Raw genomic sequence first — 20,618 nt, 5'->3', positions numbered from 1 at the left:
CCATGACCCACTCCTCCTCCGCCATCCAACCGGTGCTGACGGTGCACGACCTCACGGTGCAGCTGCCGCCCAACGCCGACCGCAGCAACGCGGTGGAACACATTTCCTTCAAAGTCTTCGCCGGCCAGACCACCTGCCTGCTGGGTGAGTCCGGCTCGGGCAAGTCCGTCATCGCGCAGACCGTGATGCGCCTGCTGCCACCCGCCGTCACCCCGGTGCAGGGCAGCGTGAACCTGCTGGGCGAAGACGTGCTGGCCATGCCGCAGGAGCGCCTGCGCCGCGTGCGTGGCGAACGCATGGCCATGATCTTCCAGGAGCCGATGACCGCGCTCAACCCGGTCATGACCTGCGGCCAACAGCTCGACGAGATGCTGGCGGTGCACACCAGCATGCCGCCCGCCGAGCGGCGTGCGCGCATCCTGGAGGTGTTCGACCGCACGCGGCTGCCCGAGCCTCCGCGCATCTACGGCGCGTACCCGCACCAGCTCTCGGGCGGCCAGCGCCAGCGCGTGATGATCGCCATGGCGCTGATCCTCAAGCCCGCGCTGCTGATCTGCGACGAACCCACGACTGCGCTGGACGTCACCACGCAGGCCGAGATCCTCAAGCTCATCAAGGAGCTGCAGCGCGAGAACGGCACCGCAGTGCTGTTCATCACGCACGACTTCGGCGTGGTGGCCGAGATCGCCGACCACGTGGTGGTGATGCGGCTGGGCGAGATGGTTGAACAAGGCTCCAAGCTCAACGTGCTGCAGTCGCCGCGCGAGCCCTACACGCGCATGCTGCTGTCGGCCGTGCCCGGGCTGGAGCCGGTGCAGCGCGCGCCGGTGGCCGAGGCCGCACCGCTGATCGAAGCCCGCGGCCTGGCCAAGACCTACAGCTCGCGCCGCCTCTTCGGTGGCCGCAAGGACGTGCACGCCGCGCGCGATGTTTCGCTGCAGGTGCGGCCGGGCGAGACCGTGGGCATCGTGGGCGAGTCGGGTTCGGGCAAGTCCACCGTGGCGCGCTGCATCGCGCGCCTGATCGACCCCACCGGCGGCACCGTGCTGTCGAATGGCGAGCCGATCGAGCAAGCGCGTGGACGCCGACTGAAGGCGTTTCGCGAACAGGTGCAGGTGGTGTTCCAGGACCCCTACCGTTCGCTCAACCCGCGCCAGAGCGTGGGCGAGTCCATCATCGAAGGCGCGGTCAACGCCGGCCAGCAGCACGACCAGGCCTGGGCCCGTGCCGAGGAGCTGATGACCCTGGTGCGCCTGCGCCCCGACGCGCTGCACCGTTACCCGCACGAGTTCTCGGGCGGCCAGCGCCAGCGCATCTGCATCGCGCGCGCCCTCGCCTGCAATCCGCAGCTGCTGATTGCCGACGAAGCGGTGTCGGCGCTGGACGTGTCGGTGCAGGCGCAAATCCTGGAGCTGCTCGACGACATCCAGAAGCGCCTGCGCATCGGCCTGCTGTTCATCACCCACGACCTGCGCGTGGCCAATCAGATCTGCGACCGCATCATCGTCATGCACCAGGGCGCCATCGTCGAGGAAGGCCCGGCGCACCAGGTGTTCACCCAGCCGGCCCACGCCTACACGCGCTCCCTGCTGGATTCGGTGCCCGGGCGCGGCTTCGCTTTCCACGGAGCCGCCGCATGAGCGCCACCCTGATCCCCAGGCACAAGGTGGTGGTGGCGCGGCTGAGCCACGAGAGCCACGCCTTCAGCCGGCTGCGCACCACCCTGGCCGAGTTCGGCCGTGAAGAGCTGCTGTTCGGCGACGACATCGTCGGCCGCATGCGGGGCACACGCACCGAGGTCGGCGGCATCATCGACGCCGCCGAGGCGCACGGCTGGCAGCTGGTGCCCACGGTGAGCGCCTGCGCGCCCACCGCAGGCCCGGTCACGCGCGCCGCCTACGACGCGCTGACCGAACCCATGCTGCGCGCGCTGTCGGAAAACCCGGACGCCGCCGCGGTCGTGCTGTCGCTGCACGGCGCGATGTTCGTCGATGGCCTGCCCGATCCCGAGGGCGACCTGCTGTGCCGCATCCGCCAGCAAGTCGGGCCTGGTGTGCTGGTGGCCGCCACGCTGGACCTGCACGCCAACGTCACCGATGCGATGGTGCGTTACGCCGACATCCTCACCAGCTACCGCACCACGCCGCACGTGGACCAGTACCAGGCTGGCCAACGTGCCTGCGCGCTGGTGCAGCGCGCCCTGCTCGGCGAGATCCGCCCGCGCACCCACCTGGCGCGGCGCGCGATGATCGCCGGCATGGACCTGGGCCGCACGCTGGGTGACGGTCCCATGACCCGCCTGCACGCCCGCGCCCGCGACTGGGAACAGCGCGAAGCGGCCGTGCTCGACGTGAGCCTCAACGCCGGCTACTACATGGGCGACGTGTACGAGGCGGGCCCTTCGGCGCTGGTGGTGGGCGACGGCGACGCCGCGCTCTGCCAGCGCGTGGCCGACGAGCTGATCGACGACGCCTACAGCTGGCGCGACCAGACCACGGTGCAACTGCAAAGCATTGACGAGGCACTCGCGCGCTGCCGCGAACCGGCGCAGCGCGCCGGCCCGCTGATCCTGGCCGACTACACCGACGGCCCGGGCGGCGGTGGCTACGGCGACGCCACCGGCCTGTTGAAGGCCCTGCTGGCCGCCAACCTGCCCGGCACGCTGGTGGGCCTGCTGTACGACCCCGAGAGCGCGCGCCAGGCCATCGCGGCCGGTGTGGGCCAGACGCTGGACCTGCGCATCGGCGGCAAGACCGATCCGGACTTCGGCGGCGCACCCGTGCCCGTGCAGGCGCGTGTGCTCGCGGTCTCGGACGGGCACTTCGTGCGTACCGGCCCGTTCAAGACCGGCACGCCGGCCTCCATCGGCGCCAGCGCCCTGCTGCAAAGCGGCGAGGTGCAGATCATCGTCGCCAGCAACCGCGTGCAGGCCGAAGGGCGCGACCAGTACCGCGCGCTCGGGGTGCACATCGAAGGCCTCAACGTGGTGGCGCTCAAGGGCATCAACCACTTCCGCGCCGACATCGAGCCCATCGCCCGCGGCATCGTGTTCGTGGAGGCCGGCGGCATCCACGCCACCGACCTGAGCACCCTGCCCTACCGCAACCTGCGGCGGCCCGTCTGGCCGCTGGACACCGACGCCGGCTGAGCCGCGCTCCCACCGAAACCCTTTCAGGAACCCATGAACCTCGACATCGAACTGAACCGCCTGCGCGACGCCTATTGGGCGGGCAACCCGGAAAGCCGTGCCCGCCACGAGACCGCCACCGCCGTCATGCCGGGTGGCAACACCCGCTCCGTGCTGTACTACGACCCGTTCCCGTTGGCCATCGCGCGTGGCGAAGGTGCCCGCCTGTGGGACGCCGACGGCCACGAGTACACCGACTTCCTGGGCGAGTTCACCGCCGGCCTGTACGGCCACAGCCACCCCGCGATCCGCGACGCGGTGATCACCGCGCTGCACGGCGGCATCAACCTGACCGGCCACAACCTGCTGGAAGCGCAACTCGCGCAGCTGGTGACCCAACGTTTCCCCTCGGTGCAGCGGCTGCGCTTCACCAACTCCGGCACCGAGGCCAACCTGCTGGCCATCGCCGCGGCCAAACGGTTCACCGGGCGCCAGAAGATCCTGGTGTTCAAGGGCGGTTACCACGGTGGTGTGGTGACCTTCGCGGGCGGCCATTCGCCGATCAACGTGCCGCACGATTTCGTGCTCGGCACCTACAACGACCAGGCCGGCGCCGCTGCGCTGGTGGCCGAACACGCGAGTGACCTGGCGGCCATCCTGGTGGAGCCCATGCAGGGCGCCGGCGGCTGCATCGTCGGGCGCCCCGCGTTCATGGCCGACCTGCGCCGCCTGGCCACCGAGGCCGGCGCGCTGCTGATGTTCGACGAGGTCATGACCTCGCGGCTGACGCCGGGTGGCCGCCAGGCGGCGCTGGGCATCGTGCCCGACATGACCACGCTGGGCAAGTACATCGGCGGCGGCATGTCGTTCGGCGCCTTCGGCGGCCGTGAGGACGTGATGGCCCTGTTCGACCCGCGCCAGCCGGGCCACCTGGGCCACGCCGGCACCTTCAACAACAACGTGCTGAGCATGTCGGCCGGCATCGTCGGGCTGAGCCAGATCTACACGCCCGAGGTGGCGGTGGCGTTCAACGCGCGCGGCGACGCGCTGCGCGAGCGCCTCAACGCCACCTGCAAAACCCACGGCGTGGGCCTGCAGTTCACCGGCCTGGGTTCGCTGATGAACCTGCACGCCACGCGCGACGAGATCCGCAACGTGGACGACATCCCGGCCAACGAACACCTGGTCAAGGACCTGTTCTTCTTCCACATGCTGGCCCACGGCTTCTACGTGGCACGGCGCGGCTTCATCGTGCTGTCGCTGCCGCTGACCGACGCAGACCTGGAACGTTTCCACGGCGCGGTCGAAGCCTTCGTGGTCCAGTACGGCGCAGGCCTGCCGGCATGAGCGACACCGGCGGCAACGAGCGCAAGGGCCGCGTGCAGACCGTGCTGGGCCTGCTGGACCCGGCCGAACTCGGCCCGACCCTGATGCACGAGCACGTGTTCATCGACCTCACGCCGCCGCCGCTGCGCCTGAACCCGCCGGCCGAGCAGGAGGCCGAGATCGACCTCTGCAACTGCTGGGGCATCGCCTACGGCCAGAAGCCGTTCATGCGCAACTACCGGCTCGACGAGGTGGACGTGGCGGTGGCCGAACTCAACGACATGAAAGCCGCCGGCGGTGCCTCGCTGGTGGACCTGACGGTGGGTGGCCTGAACCCGCAGCCCGACCGGCTGGTGGAGGTGGCGCGCGCCACCGGCGTGCACGTCGTCATGGGCTGCGGCCACTACGTGAACGACTACCAGCACCCGGCCAACCACACCCGCTCGGCCGACGATTTCGCGCGCGAGATGGTCGAGCAGATCACCGTCGGTGCCTGGGGCACCAAGGTGCGCGCCGGCATCATCGGCGAGATCGGCTGCCAGGCGCCCTGGACCGACCTGGAGCAACGCGTGATGCACGGCGCCATCAGCGCGATGCAGGAGACCGGTGCCGCGCTCAACGTGCACCCCGGCCGCGATGCCGACCAGCCGATGGAGGTGGTGGACTTCATCCGCGCGCGCGGCCAGGCGGTGGACCGCGTGGTGATCAGCCACATCGACCGCACCATCTTCGACGATGAGCGCCTGCTGCGCCTGGCCGACACCGGCTGCGTGATCGAGTTCGACCTGTTCGGCTGGGAGCAGACCGCCTACCCGGCGGCCGACATCGACATGCCCAACGACGGCGCGCGGCTGCGCATGGTCAAGCTGCTGGTGGACCGCGGCCACCGCGACCAGGTGCTGATCAGCCACGACATCTGCACCCGCACCCGGCTGGGCCGCTACGGCGGCCACGGCTACCAGCACATCTTCGCCAACATCGCGCCGCGCATGCTGCGCCGCGGCTTCACGCAGGACGACGTCGACACCATCCTGGTGAAGACCCCGCGCCGCCTGCTGACCTTGATCTGAGTTGGGCGCACCGCCGGCAGTTTTTTCTTTCCTTCCCATCCCCGACAGAGCGCTGCGCGCGTGCCCCAGGGCGCACGTGCCGGGGCTTCTGTTGCCCGAAAACGGCCGCAAGGCCCACCCAAGGCCCGGAGCACCCGCTCCGGAAACCGCAACCGGCGCCGCGCAGGCGCCACCACTGGCAAATGGAGCAAGCACTGTGAAACATTCGAACCTCGTTGGTCTGGCCTGCCTCGGCATGGTCGCACTGAGCCCGCTCAGCGCACTCGCGCAAGCGACCCCCGCGCCCACGTCCAGCGTGAGCCTCTACGGCGTGCTCGACATCGGCCTGACCCGCGTGAGCAACGTCGGCGGCCAGGGCATCACGCGCGTGGACGACGGCGTGTCCCAGGGCAGCCGTCTGGGCTTTCGCGGCCGCGAAGACCTGGGTGGCGGCCTGGCCGCAATCTTCAACCTGGAAATGGGTTTTGCAACCGACACCGGCGTGCTGCGCCAGGGTGGCCTGAGCTTCGGCCGCGCGGCGATCGTCGGCCTGTCGCACAAGCAGTACGGGCAGATCACCGCAGGCCGCCAGTTCGACCAGATGGTCGGCACCCTGCTGCGTTTCCACCCCGCCTTCACCACCGGCATCTACGGCATGACGCCGGGTGATGCCGACCGCGTGGCCGGTGGCTGGCTGGACAACCAGATCACCTACCTGAGCCCCGACTTCGCCGGCTTCAAGTTCGGCCTGCAGCGCGCCCTGTCCGAAGGCGGCACCAGCGCCACCAACACCGGCAATGCCTGGAGCGCCAGCGCCAGCTACGCCAACGGCCCGTTCAACATGGGTTTTGCCACCACCAGCATCCAGGGCCACACCGTGCGCCCGGGCACCGGCTACGGCGTGTCGCAGTTCCTGGGCACGACGCTGGCCACGCCCGCCACTGCCTTCGTGCTGCCCGAGTACCAGGCCACCGGCATCGGCGCCTCTTACGCGTTCGGCCCGACCACGCTGGCAGCGCTGACCACGCGCACGAAGTACGAACTGGCCAATGGCGCATCGGACGCGATGAAGACGCTGGGCGTCTCGGTGGCGCACAAGATGGGTGAGCTGATCCTGTCCTCGGGCGTGCAACGCGCCAAGCTGGAGTCTTCCGCCTGGACCACCTTCACGCTGGGCGCTGACTACTACCTCTCCAAGCGCACCGACGTGTACCTCACCTTCAACTCGCGCAAGGCCTCGGGCCCGAACACGCGCGCGGTGCTGGTGACCAACGCCCCGTCGTCCAGTGACAGCCAGAACGCACTGCGCGTCGGCATCCGCCACCGCTTCTGACGCTGGCCACCCGCTTCGGGCTCCCGCCCGAAGCGGGTTGTGCAACGCGCCGCGCGGCGGCGTGTTGCAGCTGCGTGCATGGCCTGGCTGGCCGAACACGAACCGCGCCGAGGCGCGGATCCATCAGCCGCACTGATGGCTTGCGGTGGCTCATCCAGTGCGCGGATAAGATCGACGGCACCCCGCAGCGGCACCCATCCCGCTCTCCACCTCCCCTCACTGCCGCGCCATGACCCAAGCCACGACCTCCTCACGCCGCCAGCTCATCACCGTGGTGATGCTGGTGCTCGCGCTCGCGGGCGGCCTGCTGCGCTGGTTCGCGCCGGACCCATCGGGTGCGCGCGATCTCGGGTCATTGTTGATGGTGCTGTGGCTGCCCATCGTCGGCAACATCATCGGCTGGCTGCTCCAGCGCGCCAAGACCCCCAAGCACCTGCCGCCCGGCTTCGCCCCCGGCACCGTGTTCGAGCCGCACGCGCGCATCGAACTCACCCTGCTCGCGGCCGACACACCACGGCAGAGCCGGCCGATCCGTGCCGGTTTTTTCGATGGCGCACTGGTGGTCGGCACCGAGGGTTTCACCACCCGCCTGGCGGTGCCGCACGACGCCGAGCCGGTGCCCGAAGTGCCCTGCACGCTGGACGTGCAGTTCCTGCGCCCCGAGCTGGCACTGGCCCAGCTCACACCAGGCACCCAGTTCGCGCTGCTGTCGGGCCGCAGCCTGCTGGGCAAGGGGTACGTGTTGCCAGGCGGTGCTCCCGCGGCGGATTGAGCCGCCTCTGTGCGCTGCCGCACAGTCGGCACCGGCAGATGTGTTCAAACGCTTCCGCAAGCCGCGGTACTGCGGGTTTTCCTACACCTGTCGACGCGCTTCTCCTACGGATGGCCGCATGGCGTTGCAATGAAGATGAAGCTTCCAGCAACCCCTGAAGGAGCCGCCATGTACATCAAGACATTCACCGCCATTGCCCTCTGTGCCGCATCCGCCTTCGCATCGGCACAGACGATGACCAAGGCCGAACACGACGCGGCCAAGGACCGCATCGAGATGGACTACAAGAACGCCAAGAAGGCCTGCGACAGCATGAAGGACAACGCCAAGGACGTGTGCCAGGTGGAAGCCAAGGGCAACGAAAAGGTGGCCCGTGCCGAACTGGAGCACAAGTACAAGACCACCGAAGCCAACGCCCGCAAGCACGAAATGGCCAAGGCCGACGCCGCTTACGACCTGGCCAAGGAAAAGTGCGAAGACCAGGCCGGCGACGCCATGAAGGTGTGCAAGGCCGACGCCAAGGCGGTCCACGAACGTGCTGTGATGGCTGCCAAGGGCAAGGGCTGAATGGTGCGCTGAGCAACGCCGGCCGGTGCACTTGAGCGCCGTGCCGGCGTCGGTGCGTGATCTGCTGCAGGCGGCGTCAGGCGAGCTGTGTGCGCAGCACTGGCAACACTTCCCGTGCAAACAGCCGCATGTGCGCCAGCGCAGTGGTGTTGTCCAGCAGGCCGTTGGCGTTGAACACACAGCGCAGCGCTTGGATGCCGGTGTGCTCGAGCAGGACCTTGAGCTGCGCCAGGCACTGCTCGGCTTCGCCCCAGACGAACTGTTCGCGCAGCATGCGGCTGGTGTCGATGGGCTGCACCTCGTGCGACGGCACGCCGCGTTTGGCGGCGAAATACACGCGGCGTTCGTGCAGGCGAGGCCATAGCTGCTCGAGCTGCGCCAACGCTTCGGCACGTGTGGGCGCAATGCAGACATAACGCGCGAGCGACGAGCGCGCCCGCAAGCCCGGCGCGGCTGCGCCTGCGGCAGCGTCGAGCAGGGTCAGCTGGCGCGCTTCGGGTGGCTCCAGGCTCAGCAACAGGGGCAGGTCGCGCTGCACGGCGAAGTCGATGCTCTCGGCCGTGGTGCCGCCGATGTAGAGCGGTGGGTGCGGCCCTGCCAGCAAGGTATCGCAGGCTTTTTCAAAGAGCGGCCGGGTGTCTTCGGGCCGAATGCCCAGCGCATTCAGCGTGGCAGGGTCGGTGCCGCGGCCTAGGCCGACATCGAGACGGCCACCACTCTGAAAAGCCAGCTGTTGCAGTTCTTCCGCCAGCAGTTGCGGCTTGTGCAGGGGCAGCACCAGCACAGCGGTGCCGATGCGCAACCGTTCGGTGCGTGCGAGAAGGGCAGCGGCCAGCAGCAGCGGCGAGGGGTAGGGCCAGTCGGGCGAGGCGAGGCGGAATTCGCTGAACCATACGCCGTCAAACCCGAGTTGTTCGGCGGTCTCGAACAGCGCAAAAAAATCGTGCGCGCTGCCGCGTGTGGCGTCGCGTGTCCAGCCGGCGAGGTCGATGCGCAGTCCGGGTGGTGGCGCCGGTTGCGATGGCGCCGCGGCAGATATCGCCACCGTCGTGGGCGTGTCGCCGAGAGTCACCGCAAAACCTGTTTGTCGGGGCTCGGCGCGTAGGCCAGCGCTTCGACCGGCTGGCCCTGCAGCAGGTGCTCGGCGACGATGCGGTCCATACCGGCTTCGTCCACACCGCCGTACCAGGTGCCTTCGGGAAACACCTGCACCACGGGCGCGAGTTTGCAGGGGCCGAGGCAGCTGGTGCGGGCGCTCATCATGCCGTCGCCGGTGGTGCGCAGGTCGAGCCGTTTCTGTTCGTTGCGCAGGTGGCCCCAGACCAGCGCCGCACCGGCGTCGTTGCAAGGGCCGCCCTGGCACACCAGCACACGCCGCTTCTGCGGCGGGATCACCGAACCCAAGGCCGGTGCACCCGCCTTGGCGGGCGCCACCTCGGTGGTCGGGCCGTCGCACACCGCCTGCAGCACGCCCAGCATGGCGGCCGCCTGGCTGGGGCCCTCGGTGACGGTGATGCGTGGCAGCGTGCGCCCGGCAGCGGCCATGTGTTGTGCCCAGCGCTGCACCGCACCGGTGATCCAGGTCTTGAAGCCGGGCTCCATCGGCAGCAGGCAGGGCAGGATGCAGATCTCGTCGAACGGCGCCGCTGCTTCACCCAGGCTGTTGAGCACCTCGCGCAGGCTCGGGCTGCCTTGTTCGCTGAAGGCGTGCAGCACCGTGTGAAACCGCGAGCCGCCCAACACGCCGCGCGCGAGTGTTTCCATCTCGCGGCTGGCGGCGCCGGTGATCGAGGCCTTGGCCAGCAGGATGGCGGCACGCCGCCCGGCGGTGAGGGTTGGGTCGTTCATGGTCGCTCGGCGGTGGTCGGGATCACGTAGGTCAGGCCGGCGTCGGTACCGACGTGTGCGCCGACGTCGAACAGGGCCTCGATGTGGGCCGGTGTCAACACCTCGGCCGACGGCCCGGCCTGCAGCAGCCGGCCGCCGCGCAGCATCAGCAGGCGGTCGCAGAAACGCGCGGCCAGTGCGAGGTCGTGGATGGCCATGACGGCGCCCACACCGGCCTGGTCGGCGAGGTCTCTTACTGTCTGCAAGGTGGTGAGCTGGTGGCGCAGGTCGAGGTCGCTGGTGGGTTCGTCGAGCAGCAGCAGGCGGCCTTGTTGCGCCAGGGCGCGCGCCATCAACACCCGCTGGCGTTCGCCGCCGCTGAGGTCGCTGAAATGCCGCAGCGCCAGCGCTTGCAGCGCGAGGCGTTCGATGGCGGCGAGGCAGATGCGCTGGTCTTCGGCCGCGCTGTGGCGGCCGCGGTGCGGCAGGCGGCCGAGCATCACCATGTCGAGCACACGCAGCGACATGGTGGGGCCGGTGTGTTGCGGCACGTAGGCCACGCAGCGCGCAAGCTCGTCGCGCCGGTAATCGGCGAGGGCGCGCCCCTGCAGTTGCAGGCTGCCTGCGCTCAGTGGCCGCAGCCCGGCAATGCACTTGAGCAAGGAGCTTTTGCCCGAGCCGTTGGGGCCGATCAGGCCCACCACCTCACCGGCAGCCAGCGAGAAGCCGATGCCTTGCAGCACCTCCGGCGATGTGCGGTGGCCGTAGCGGCTGCGCAGGCCTTCGGCGCGCAACAGGGGCGGTGGTGCGGTGTGCGTCACGCCGCCATCTCGTTGCGCCGCGTCAGCAGCAGGTGCAGGAAGAGCGGCACACCGACAAAAGCCACCACGATGCCGACCGGCACCACCACCGGCGCAAACAGGAGGCGCCCGGCCATGTCGGCCAGCAGCACCAGCAAGGCACCGACCAGCGCGGCGAACGGCAGCAGCGCGCGGTGGTCACCACCGATGAGCAAGCGTGCGATGTGCGGCGCCACCAGGCCCACGAAACCGATGACACCGGTGAAGCTCACGATGGCCGCGCTCGACAGCACCGCCGCCAACGTGACCGCGATGCGTGTGCGCGCCACCGCCACACCGAGTGACGCCGCCACGTCGTCACCACCGGCGCTGAAGGCGTTCAGCGCGCCTGCGTGCAGCAGCAGCACCGGCGCGCAGAGCAGCCACACACCACCGGCCACGCCCACCTCGTGCCAGCTGCGGCCGTTGAGCGAACCAAAGGTCCAGTGCACGATGGCGGCGAGCTGCTGTTCGTTGGCAAAGAACTGCAGCGTGGCGGTGAGTGCGCCGAACAGGTAGGTGAAGGCCACGCCCGCCAGCACCAGCACGATGGCGTTGACACCGCGCAGCGCGGCCAGGCCGAGCACACCCACGGCGCAGACCAGCGCCGAGAAAAACGCCAGGCCCACCATCCAGTAGGCGCCGGTGCCTGGCAAGCTGTTCCAGCCCAGCAGGATGGCGATGGACGCACCGAACGCGGCCGCCGGCGAAATGCCCAGCGTGTAGGGACTCACCAGCGGATTGCGTGTGATGCCCTGCATGGCCACGCCGGCCATGGCCAGGCCGGCGCCGCAGACCAGCGCCATCAGCGTGCGCGGCAGGCGCAGCTGCAGCAACACCTCGCGCGCTGCGCCGGGCGTGGCGAGAAACTCCAGACCCGGCAGCAGCGACAGCAGTTCGCGCAGCACCGTGCTGGCGGGCTGCGCCTGCACACCCAGGCTCAGCGAGGCAAGCACGGTAGCGCCCAACACCAGCACAGCCAGCAGCGCCACGCGCCAGCGGCAGACACGCAAGGACGTGATGCCTTGCTGCAGCGTGAGCAGCGCCGCCGAAGGTTCGGTGGGTGTGTCGGGGCGTGCGCCGGCCATCGTCATCGGGGTCGCACGCCGGTCAGGGAATAGGCGTAACCGCGTTGTGGCGGCACACCCTGAAAGTCTTGCAGCCACCGGCCCATCACGGCTTCGGGGTCGATGCCCTGCATGCGCTGCGGGTGCAGCCACTGCGCGATCTGCAAGGCGCCGGTGATCTTGGAGCAGCCCGACGCGAGGTAGTAGCTCAGGTGGTACACCTGCCCGCTGCGCACCGGCGCTGCATCTTGCAGGCCAGGCCGCGCCGCCAGCTTGTTCAGCAGCTCGGCCGAAAATTCGCGCGTGTGCGGCAGGTACTGGCCGGGCTGTAGTTTGATGATGACCTCGGGCCGGCGCGCCAGCACTTCTTCGGGGTCGACGGTGAAGTTCTGCACGTTGCCGCGCGGTGAGCTGCCTCCAGGCAGCTGGATGTCGCCGAACACGTTGAGTCCACCCCCGGCCTCGATCATGTCGTGCCAACCCGAGCCCTGCAGCGCGGTTTTGTAGTCGCCCACTTCTTCAAAGTACACGCGCCTGGGCGTCACGCCCTGCAGGCGGCTGCGCAGGGTGTCGCGCCAGTGGCGGTAAAACGCGTTCAGGCGCGCTGCCGGTTCGGGCCGGCCGAACAGCTGGCCGAGCAGGGTCACGTTCCATTCGTGTTTGAGCAGGTCCCAGCCGGTGACGACGATCACCGGAATGCCGAAGGGCTGCAGCACCTGCGCGGCTTTTTTCCAGTCGCTGTTGCGTGGCATGAAGACCGCGTCGGCGCGCATGCCGACGATGGCCTCGTAGTTCACGCTGGTCTGACCGCTGCCGGCGAGCATGTCGCGCGTCACGCCGGGCCAGTAGTCGGGGAACTTGCCACCGTCAAAGTCCACCCCCACCACCGCCGGCATCGCGCCGATGGCGCGGATGAACTCGGTGGTGTAGCGGTTGAACACCACCACACGCCGGAGCGGCAGCGTCAGGCCGACGCGACGGCCCAGGTCGTCGGTGATGGTGGTCGTTTTGTTGCCTCCACCACCACCGGTTTGCGCACGTGCGCGCAGCGGCAGCAGCGCCGCTGCACCACCGGCAGCGGCCGCCGCCAGCAGCAGCGCACGCCGCTGCAGGGGCGGATGTTGCTGCACATGACCGAGGTCAGAAGGCATAACTGCCGGACAGCCAGACCGTGCGCGGCCGGCCAAGAATCCACTGCACGTCCGAGCCCTGCGTGGCGTAGGTCTTGTCGAACAGGTTGTCCACGCGCAGGTCCAGCGTGAGGCCGCGGGTGGCGCGCCAGTTCACGCCGGCGTTGGCCACGGTGTAGGCCGGCAGTGAGGCGGTGTTGGTGTTGTTGACGAAACGCTGGCCAACGTATTGCAGCGAGGTGCGGGCCGTCCACTGCGGCGCAAAGTCCCAGAACGCGATGATGTTGGCGGCGCGTTTGGGCACCGTCATCGGCACGTTGCCGGCCAACTGGCGTGTAGCACCACCGACCTGCGCCTTGAAGTCGTCGAACTTCGCGTCCAGCACCGTGCCGTTGGCCTCCAGGCGCCAGGAGCCGAGGCGCGTGGTAACCGAGGCCTCGATGCCGCGTGACGACTGCTGGCCCACCTGCTCCTGCACCGTGGGGTTGGCCAGGTTGGCGGTGAGCAGGTCTTTCTTGCGCAGGTGGTAAGCCGCCAGCGTCCAGTCGAGGCGACCGCCCCACAGCGTCTGCTTCAGGCCCACTTCCACCTGCTGGCCTTTGGACAGGCCAAAACCCTGCTGGTTGGCGCCGATGCTGGCGAGCGAGGTGACCGGGTCTTGTGCGGTGGCGATCTGGCCATACAGGGCCAGCTCCTGCACCGGGTTGAAGACCACGCCCAGGCTGCCGCTGGTGCCGCTGACCTTGCCGTTGGTGGTGCGGCCCGCCTGGCGGTCTTCGCGTTCGGTGCGGTAGTTGTCGCTGCGCAGGCCGGCCACGACCGACCAGCGTTCGTTGACCGTGAGGCGGTTCTCGGCGAACACACCCACCTTGTTCAGCGTCAGGTAGTACATCGGGATCGACTCGCCCAGCCAGCCCTGCGTGTACGTGCCCGGCACCGGGTTGAGCGCGTCCACCACCGTCGCGCCGCCGCGGTTGTTGTCGAAGCGGTCGTAGAAGCTGCGCTCCACCTGCAGGCCCGCGAGAAACTGGTTCTTCATGCCCGCCAGATCACCCTGGAACGTGGCCCAGGTGTTGACGCCGCGTTGCGTCTGTTTGGAGTGCGAGATGTCGCGGTAGCTGCTGCGCCGTACGGCCGAGGTGGCCGGCTGGTAGGTGAACACGGTCACGTCGCGGTAGCGGCGGTTGTGCTCCATGTTGTAGAGCGTGTTGTGCACCGTGATGTGGTCCGACGGTTTCCACTCGGTGTCCAGCGTGAGCCATTTGTCCTGGAAGAACAGGTCGCTGTCGGTGATGTTGTAGTTGATCTTTTCGGTGCCCGGCACCGGCGCGCCGTTGAACACCGGCGTGCCCAGGTAGTGCATGGGCTTCTGCCGGCCATGGTCGGCGGCGAGCACGAAGTTCAGCTCGGGCGACACGTCAAAACGCAACGAGGCCGACGCGGCCAGGGTGTCGGACTTGCTGCGCTCGACCCAGTTGTCCGAACTGCGGTGGCTCAGGTCCACGCGGTACGAAAGCCCACCGCCCAGCGGGCCGGTGCTGCTGATGGCTTCGTGCCGCGCCTTGTTGGAGCCGATGCCAAAACCGATTTCGTGCGAAGCCTTCTTCGGGTCCGGTCGTTTGGCGACCACGTTCACCGCACCACCAATGGCGCCGGCACCGTAGAGCACCGAGGCCGGGCCGTACAGCGCTTCGATGCGCTCCACGTTCCACGGGTCGAACGGGAAGCTCATCACACCGCCGGCGTTGTTGAGTTCGAGGCCGTTGTAGAGCTGCTTGACCGAGTTGGTGCCGGTGAAGCCGCGCGCGTTGAGCAGGTTGCCACCGTTGCCGGGGCTGTTGGCCGAGCTGAGGCCGGGGGCCAGGGTTTTGGCGTCAATCACCGAGCTGGTGCCCAGCTCGCGGATGAGCTCACCTGGCACGATGGCGATGCTGGCCGGCGTTTCAAACGGCGTGAGTTCCAGCCGGCTGCCGGCGGTGGACGGTTTCACCAGCGGCGTGGCGACACCACGTTCTTCCGTCACCGTGACCGGTGCCAGGGTGGGGGTGTTGCCGGCGTTGTTGTCGGCCGCCTGGGCCCAGGCGGAAGACGCACCGGACAGCAGGCAGGGGAACGCAGCGGCGAGGGCGAACGGAAGCGCAGCCACGCGCGCGCGGGGGGTGTTTTTCATGGGAACGATGCAGAACACAAAGCAGCCCTTGCCGGCATCCCCGCCGGCTCTGGACGAATAACGAACACACCGTTTGTTGCCGAAGCCACAACGCGGATGCGTTCACTGTGTTGGCCGGTATCCGGGCTGACGGCGCCGCAGGCATCGCCTTCCCAAACGCTTGTTCAAGGCGTTCAGTGGCGGAGTGATGCATGCCGAAGACACGTACGGCGGTGTTGCCGTGGTGCTTTCGTCCGTTTGACCGTTGCGGGGGCAGCGCAGGTGGGAGGTGTCGGCGCATCGGTGCCGCGTGTGCAGCGCCAAATGCCTGGCCTCCTCCTGCTTCCCGTTGAACTGCGGCATGTGAACCACGCCGCGAGCACCAACGGGCGCATTGTAAAGGTGGGGGATGCGCACCTCGTGCGTACCCACGATGGACCGGAGTTCACCTACCGCGCCTTCATGGTCAGGGCGCAGGCGCGCGGCATGCGCCACATGCCGATTCAGCCAGGGCGCCTCATGCAAAAACGGCTACAAATGTAGGTTCTCAGAAGACGCGCAAATTTCTCTTAGATGAATCAAGGAGCTTTGCACGCCATCTGAGAATTACGACGAAAACTAATCTCAAATAGATGCAAATTTCCTAACGCGTATCCTCGACAACGTTCAGTTGTAGATGCGGACCGGGGGCGCTGGGGATCCGGAAATGGCTTAAAAGTCACTGAGGTGCTTCTCGACGTCGAACGCTCTGGAGCTCATTTAGCGCTGCTTACGCTCGAGCTCTGCCAACACGCCCGCCAAGCTCAGGTCCCGGCCGCGCCCGTAGACTGCCCAGATTCCCCTGGGTTTTCTCCCACCCTGAATCGTCTCGTCCACGAGGCCCAACGGCTCCATGCGCTCAGCTAGGTAGATCTCCTGCTGAAGGCCGTTGATCACTGCGTAGCGATAGATCTGGTCTGCCTCGTTCTTGATCGCGATGACGCTGTCCGATGAGCCTCCAATCTTGCGCTTGGCTGCTCTGAGCGCCTTGAGGACATCTGCGTCTTTGACATGTGCCACAACTCCGTCTACCAATCCAGCTTTCACGATTGCGCTCCTTTATTCCATCACCGAGGCGGTGGAGACTTTGAGTCCCCTTGTCGTGAGTATGTCTGGAGATTTGATCTGACAAAAACACTGTTCTTGAGGGGCGTTTACGCTTTCCTAGTCACTGGAGTTCTTCAACAGACCCAAGCTGGCCGCCCTTTCCGGATAGGCGCGAATCCATTCCGCGAGAGCTTCCCCTTTCAGGAACAGATCTTCGCCCGCCGAATTGCGCATCCAGGCAGGAATCAAGCCCGGATACAGCGACGACGATTCGGACATGCGCTCACTAGGAGCGAGCTCCCTTCGCCTGGGGCTCCTCCTCCGCATTGACTTGTAGTGACCTTGAGTCGACTTGGTCAGAACATCCTTGATCTCGGGCAGCAGAGCGCCCAGAAATTGGTCGTATCGCTCTTCACGCACGTAGTTGGATGGCTCAAGCAACAGATCGTGACGCACCGTATTTCGCAAATCATCGAACGCCTTCCGATCTTCCTCGCTCATCGACAGCTTGAACACTAGGGCGGCGCCGAGATACACAGGCCCCCAGCCATGGTGCAGTCGATTTGGACCACTCAGCAGCTTTCGAATTAACTCAAACCCAGTTGCGCTGGCCTCGCTCAAAGGGCGCTCCAGCTTCATTGCCAGCAGGTTTGCGAGAACCGATGCACGGTGCAACATCATCACAATGTCAGTACCACTCATGCCGCGAATCTCAAGTTGACGGATGTGTTCGGTCGCTCGGGCTCGTAGCTTCTCTGCAGTGATCCATCTGGGGTCATTGCCAAAATAGCGACCACGGTGCTCACTCAGATGTTCGAAGAAAGCTACGACGGGTTCAAGATTGATGACGTCCGAGGAGTCACCGCGAGCTTGACTGTGCCAATTGCGCTCCCCCTCGACTGCTACCGTGGCTTCTGCTGCCCGCTCGGCGTCCACTTCCGCCTGCAGACGTGCTTGTTGAACGTTGGAATCAGGGTGGTGCAACCATGCCTTCATCGAAATGTTGTGAACCACCAACTGGCGCAACTGTGTTTTGGTGAGGCGACCGCTCAAACGCCTCAGGTCTATCTCCAGAGCAGCCAAGCCGAGCGATTGAATCCTGGCCACGCGGCGCGCATCCACAGGGTTCGTGACAGTTACCTCAATGCAGAGGGTGCCATAGGCCAGACTGCCGTCAACGCGCCAGGTGGAACACGTCAAATCTGGCCGAACTCCTCCAAGCCAGCTCTCAAGTTGAATGTCTTTGAGCTGTACAAGTTCGGGTTGCAGGCTCCAGCGCCTCTCGATGAGATCCTGGTGCCCCATGACTGAGGCAAGCAGAGTCTTGCCCGGAAGGCGTATTTCACCTGCCTCTTGCAGGATCAGCTTTACTGCGTAGTGCAGTACGGTCTCCGTCTTCAGTTCCGCCGGCATGTCATCGGGCAACTGAAGCTCACCTGGCACAACCGCCAAGTGCTCGGCGGCCATTTCGAAGGCAAGCACATCTGCTTCCTTTGCCAGATTGTCATCATCCCAGTGCTTCTGCCAGCAAACTGAACCCGTGATCTTCAGTCTCGCGCGCAGCTCTTGTGGGCTCATCTCCGCAAGGGATGCATCCCCGACGTCGATCGTGATCATCGCGTTGATAGCGCCGTTCGTGCCATCGATATCGGGAGTGCCAGTGAGCACGACATCTATGTGGCGGCCATCTTCAAGCACAAGCACCGCCCTGGTGTGATCTACGAAGTCCAGGTTCCGCACGTGAAGCTGTTGCGCAGGCCGGTGGGCGAAGGCGCTGTACGTTATCCCATCGATCCCAACAAAGTTTCCAGGGACAGTTCGCGCGGGAAGGTCAATCCACCCCTGCTGCTGCATGGTGCGCAGAACCGCCGCACGCGCGGCGACGATCGCGCAGTCACGGTGACCGTCCCCGATCATGTGGCGAAAGTGCGGGCGCCTTTTGAAATCCTCTTTTGCGTTGTTGACGGCGATCATCCTCTCGCCGCACGCGGGGCACAAACACCCCGAGCGGGCGCCGGACCGCTCAGGCCCTAGCTCCAGGATATGCCAGGGTGCCAGGCTTCGTGCATCCAGCGCCCAAGCGATCGTCAACCCGCCGAGTAGGGCCACCCCTTCATCGCGCGAGTTCACTCTGATTCTGGTGGTCGATTTCATTGACCACATGATGCCTGCGAGGGGCCAGTGAACTCAAGTGCCGACACGTCCTGCCTCAGCACGAGGTGGGTCTCCCGACGAAGATGCTCATATCGTTCTCGTGTCTGCGGTTAATTGCACTTCAGTGGGAAAGGTGCGGGTTGCGTTCTCGGACATCGACCGGGCAGCCGCGCTTTGAGTTGCATTTTCTGTCGCAGCACCCAATCTGGAGATGCTTCCTTCCGGCGCGGTGTTCTGGGTCCCAGCAGGCACACAGTACAGGACCAAGTCGGAGCCACAATGAGGTCCACCAAGTGCATCCAACTGACGTATCTGCCTTCTCTTTGCTGTAGCAAATCTGCGGCTGATGCTTGGCGTTGAACGGCCACTTTGGAAGTACCCCGCCGGCTGCTTCTGGCCGATGAGTGTCATGGTGATACTGGCAAGAAGATTATTCGAACAATCAAAATCGCATAAATCGGAAGAATCAAAAGGAATATTGATAGCCATTTGAACTGCAAAGAATCACCTTTTTCAACCGTGTAGTAATACCAAGGGATGCTCACTGATTTTCCTTCAGTAATCTTGCAAATGGCTGAAGCATGAAGCAACGCCACGAAGGCGGTGAGCGCTATGATCTTCCAATTAGCTGAAAAATCAGATGCCAAAAGTAATGTATCGATCAGAATCGCAGGGCAATATAAAATTAATAAAATGAGAGAAGATTGTAAGCTCACATTAAATTCTGACGTTGTCGCTAGTCTTCCGAGCGATGACATTTGGATCAATCACAGGAGTTCTAAAAAATGTTCGCTTGTGGCCGATGACCGTCATACTAGCTCAGGCCGGACCGGGCCCTCGGTCGACTCCTGGCCAAGCGTCGCAAAGCCGAGATTCCGACTGCAGCTGTCGACAGGTTGTCCGAAGGGCAATCTTATATTCCGACTAGACTGAGATGTGTCTTGCAGGCCTGACTGGACTAGCTGGCCGTTGCACACGAACGTCCATGCTCCCCATGGCCGCCGATGAACTTGGGCGTTAATGCCAAAACTCACCCTATGCCAGTTACTACCGAAAGCTTCTACGCAAACGTAACTTTGACGGACGTACAACTCGCATCGTGCTACTACCCAATTCTTGTTGATATTGCAAAGCACAAGCACTGCTTGACCTACGGCGAACTTGTCGAACGGGCCAAGGCCGAATACCCGGACCATCCCGTCGTGCAGAAGGCAATAGCCGTTTCGACAGGGCGTCGGCTCGACGTAGTGCGAATGTTTACGGCAGAGCGAGAGCTGCCAGACCTGACTTCACTGGTGATTAGCAAGGGGTCTGGCGAGTGTGGCACCGGATTCACGAACCACTTCGACCCGCAAGCAGCGCGGGACAAGGTGTTCGCTTTCGACTGGAGCAACGCAACTCTCGATTTCGATGGTTTCGTCAAGTCGACGGAGACCGGGATCACACCCCGCAAAAAGGTTAAGGAAAGCAAGGCACTCCAGCTAATGGCTGCCTACTATCAGGAGCACAAGTCGGCGATGCCTCTGTCGATCCGAGCGCAACGCGAGTTGATAGTTGAACTCATCATGGAAGGCTTTTCCGAAGAAGAGGCCTTCAAGCAGGCAGCGCACATTGACACATAGGTCGAAGCGACGCCCAACTGCCCGGGTGCCTTGCCATCGGCCCTGACGCACCGCAAAAGATCAATTTTTCTCACCCGTATGGACGCGAATCAAAAAATATCCATGACCCTGTCGGTTATGGCACTGTGCACATCTCTCTTTGCTGCATACCTGCAATATCAATCCAGACAAGACACCATTGCCGAACAGGTAAAAATCGAACTTAAGATGACGCTGGAAGAGTCACCCCTAAATTCGCTAGACCTAAGAATGATCAGTGGTGTAGAAGAGCGAAGAATGCTTGAGCCTGCCATTTTATTGACAAACACTGGCGCCACTAATGTGCGCATTATAGAAACTGGGTTTCACGACATGAATTTACCGGTGCATGCGTTTTATGCAAAGCCGGACGAATCTAGGCTTATAGCTCCGGGTGAGCAAGCGATTTTCAAGATTCCGGACCTGCTGAAAGTTGAAAATCAGTTGACAAGCAACGTCCGAATTGGAGAATCAAAAACAGCCAAAATATTTGCAGTTTCCACCAAGGGAAGTCGATTTGAAGCACCTGCGATAATTGAGGTCTCGCAGTAA

At 65.3% G+C, this 20,618-nt stretch carries 18 protein-coding genes and 1 riboswitch; of the genes, 9 read left to right on the top strand and 9 right to left on the bottom strand.

What is annotated here, in order from left to right; genetic code table 11:
* Positions 1-2 precede the first annotated feature (2 nt).
* The 7 genes from HPA01S_RS14280 (at position 3) to HPA01S_RS14250 (ending at position 8,174) form a co-directional block, all read left to right on the top strand.
* Entirely contained in the window at positions 3-1,640 is a 1,638-nt protein-coding gene (locus HPA01S_RS14280; protein ID WP_066271214.1) for an ABC transporter ATP-binding protein, read from the top strand.
* Positions 1,637-3,148 (top strand): M81 family metallopeptidase, encoded by a 1,512-nt coding sequence (locus HPA01S_RS14275; RefSeq protein ID WP_066271213.1) that lies wholly within the window; start codon positions 1,637-1,639, stop codon positions 3,146-3,148. The genes HPA01S_RS14280 and HPA01S_RS14275 overlap by 4 nt, the downstream gene beginning before the upstream one ends.
* Positions 3,149-3,181: 33 nt before the next feature.
* Complete coding sequence (locus HPA01S_RS14270) at positions 3,182-4,474, top strand: aspartate aminotransferase family protein (RefSeq protein WP_066271212.1); 1,293 nt, start codon at positions 3,182-3,184, stop codon at positions 4,472-4,474.
* Positions 4,471-5,523 (top strand): phosphotriesterase family protein, encoded by a 1,053-nt coding sequence (locus tag HPA01S_RS14265; protein WP_066271210.1) that lies wholly within the window; start codon positions 4,471-4,473, stop codon positions 5,521-5,523. The genes HPA01S_RS14270 and HPA01S_RS14265 overlap by 4 nt, the downstream gene beginning before the upstream one ends.
* 196 nt (positions 5,524-5,719) lie before the next feature.
* Positions 5,720-6,835, top strand: a complete 1,116-nt coding sequence (locus tag HPA01S_RS14260) for a porin (RefSeq protein WP_066271209.1) — start codon at positions 5,720-5,722, stop codon at positions 6,833-6,835.
* A gap of 229 nt (positions 6,836-7,064) precedes the next feature.
* The gene (locus HPA01S_RS14255) at positions 7,065-7,607 is read left to right on the top strand and encodes a hypothetical protein (protein ID WP_066271205.1); all 543 of its coding nucleotides are present in this window, start codon (positions 7,065-7,067) and stop codon (positions 7,605-7,607) included.
* Positions 7,608-7,775: 168 nt separating this feature from the next.
* Entirely contained in the window at positions 7,776-8,174 is a 399-nt protein-coding gene (locus HPA01S_RS14250) for a hypothetical protein (protein WP_066271198.1), read from the top strand.
* 76 nt (positions 8,175-8,250) lie between these two features.
* Here the strand turns inward: HPA01S_RS14250 and HPA01S_RS14245 are convergent, their stop codons facing one another.
* The 9 genes from HPA01S_RS14245 to HPA01S_RS23145 form a co-directional block, all read right to left on the bottom strand.
* Positions 8,251-9,246, bottom strand: a complete 996-nt coding sequence (locus HPA01S_RS14245) for an LLM class flavin-dependent oxidoreductase (protein WP_245638658.1) — start codon at positions 9,244-9,246, stop codon at positions 8,251-8,253.
* Positions 9,243-10,022 carry a (2Fe-2S) ferredoxin domain-containing protein gene (locus HPA01S_RS14240; RefSeq protein ID WP_066271196.1) on the bottom strand — a complete coding sequence of 260 codons (780 nt, stop codon included), beginning with the start codon at positions 10,020-10,022 and terminating at the stop codon, positions 9,243-9,245. Before HPA01S_RS14240 ends, HPA01S_RS14245 begins: the two co-directional genes overlap by 4 nt.
* Positions 10,019-10,822, bottom strand: coding sequence for an ABC transporter ATP-binding protein (locus HPA01S_RS14235; RefSeq protein ID WP_245638657.1), 804 nt, complete (start codon positions 10,820-10,822; stop codon positions 10,019-10,021). The genes HPA01S_RS14240 and HPA01S_RS14235 overlap by 4 nt, the downstream gene beginning before the upstream one ends.
* A complete protein-coding gene (locus tag HPA01S_RS14230) occupies positions 10,819-11,928 on the bottom strand; it encodes a FecCD family ABC transporter permease (RefSeq protein ID WP_084360695.1) in 1,110 nt (369 codons plus the stop codon). The genes HPA01S_RS14235 and HPA01S_RS14230 overlap by 4 nt, the downstream gene beginning before the upstream one ends.
* A 2-nt stretch (positions 11,929-11,930) precedes the next feature.
* Positions 11,931-13,058 carry an ABC transporter substrate-binding protein gene (locus HPA01S_RS14225; protein WP_084360694.1) on the bottom strand — a complete coding sequence of 376 codons (1,128 nt, stop codon included), beginning with the start codon at positions 13,056-13,058 and terminating at the stop codon, positions 11,931-11,933.
* A complete protein-coding gene (locus tag HPA01S_RS14220) occupies positions 13,048-15,207 on the bottom strand; it encodes a TonB-dependent receptor (protein ID WP_066271191.1) in 2,160 nt (719 codons plus the stop codon). The genes HPA01S_RS14225 and HPA01S_RS14220 overlap by 11 nt, the downstream gene beginning before the upstream one ends.
* 95 nt (positions 15,208-15,302) lie before the next feature.
* Positions 15,303-15,587, bottom strand: a riboswitch (cobalamin riboswitch).
* A 358-nt stretch (positions 15,588-15,945) separates the two neighbouring features.
* Positions 15,946-16,272 (bottom strand): hypothetical protein, encoded by a 327-nt coding sequence (locus tag HPA01S_RS14215; protein ID WP_157085032.1) that lies wholly within the window; start codon positions 16,270-16,272, stop codon positions 15,946-15,948.
* A 117-nt stretch (positions 16,273-16,389) separates the two neighbouring features.
* A complete protein-coding gene (locus HPA01S_RS14210; RefSeq protein ID WP_169801536.1) occupies positions 16,390-18,426 on the bottom strand; it encodes a hypothetical protein in 2,037 nt (678 codons plus the stop codon).
* A gap of 407 nt (positions 18,427-18,833) precedes the next feature.
* Positions 18,834-19,184, bottom strand: coding sequence for a hypothetical protein (locus HPA01S_RS23145; protein ID WP_157085030.1), 351 nt, complete (start codon positions 19,182-19,184; stop codon positions 18,834-18,836).
* A 279-nt stretch (positions 19,185-19,463) separates the two neighbouring features.
* On the opposite strand from HPA01S_RS23145, the gene HPA01S_RS14205 reads away from it, so the two are divergent.
* Both HPA01S_RS14205 and HPA01S_RS23140 read left to right on the top strand, forming a co-directional pair.
* On the top strand, positions 19,464-20,048 hold the full coding sequence (locus tag HPA01S_RS14205) for a hypothetical protein (RefSeq protein WP_066271187.1): 585 nt from the start codon (positions 19,464-19,466) through the stop codon (positions 20,046-20,048).
* A gap of 102 nt (positions 20,049-20,150) precedes the next feature.
* Complete coding sequence (locus HPA01S_RS23140; protein WP_157085029.1) at positions 20,151-20,618, top strand: PDDEXK family nuclease; 468 nt, start codon at positions 20,151-20,153, stop codon at positions 20,616-20,618.

Origin of the sequence: Hydrogenophaga palleronii NBRC 102513 (genome assembly GCF_001571225.1) — a bacterium.
GTDB classification, from domain to species: Bacteria; Pseudomonadota; Gammaproteobacteria; order Burkholderiales; family Burkholderiaceae_C; genus Hydrogenophaga; species Hydrogenophaga palleronii.
Note: the sequence above shows the minus strand (reverse complement) of the source record. Positions and strands in the feature narration are given on the sequence as shown.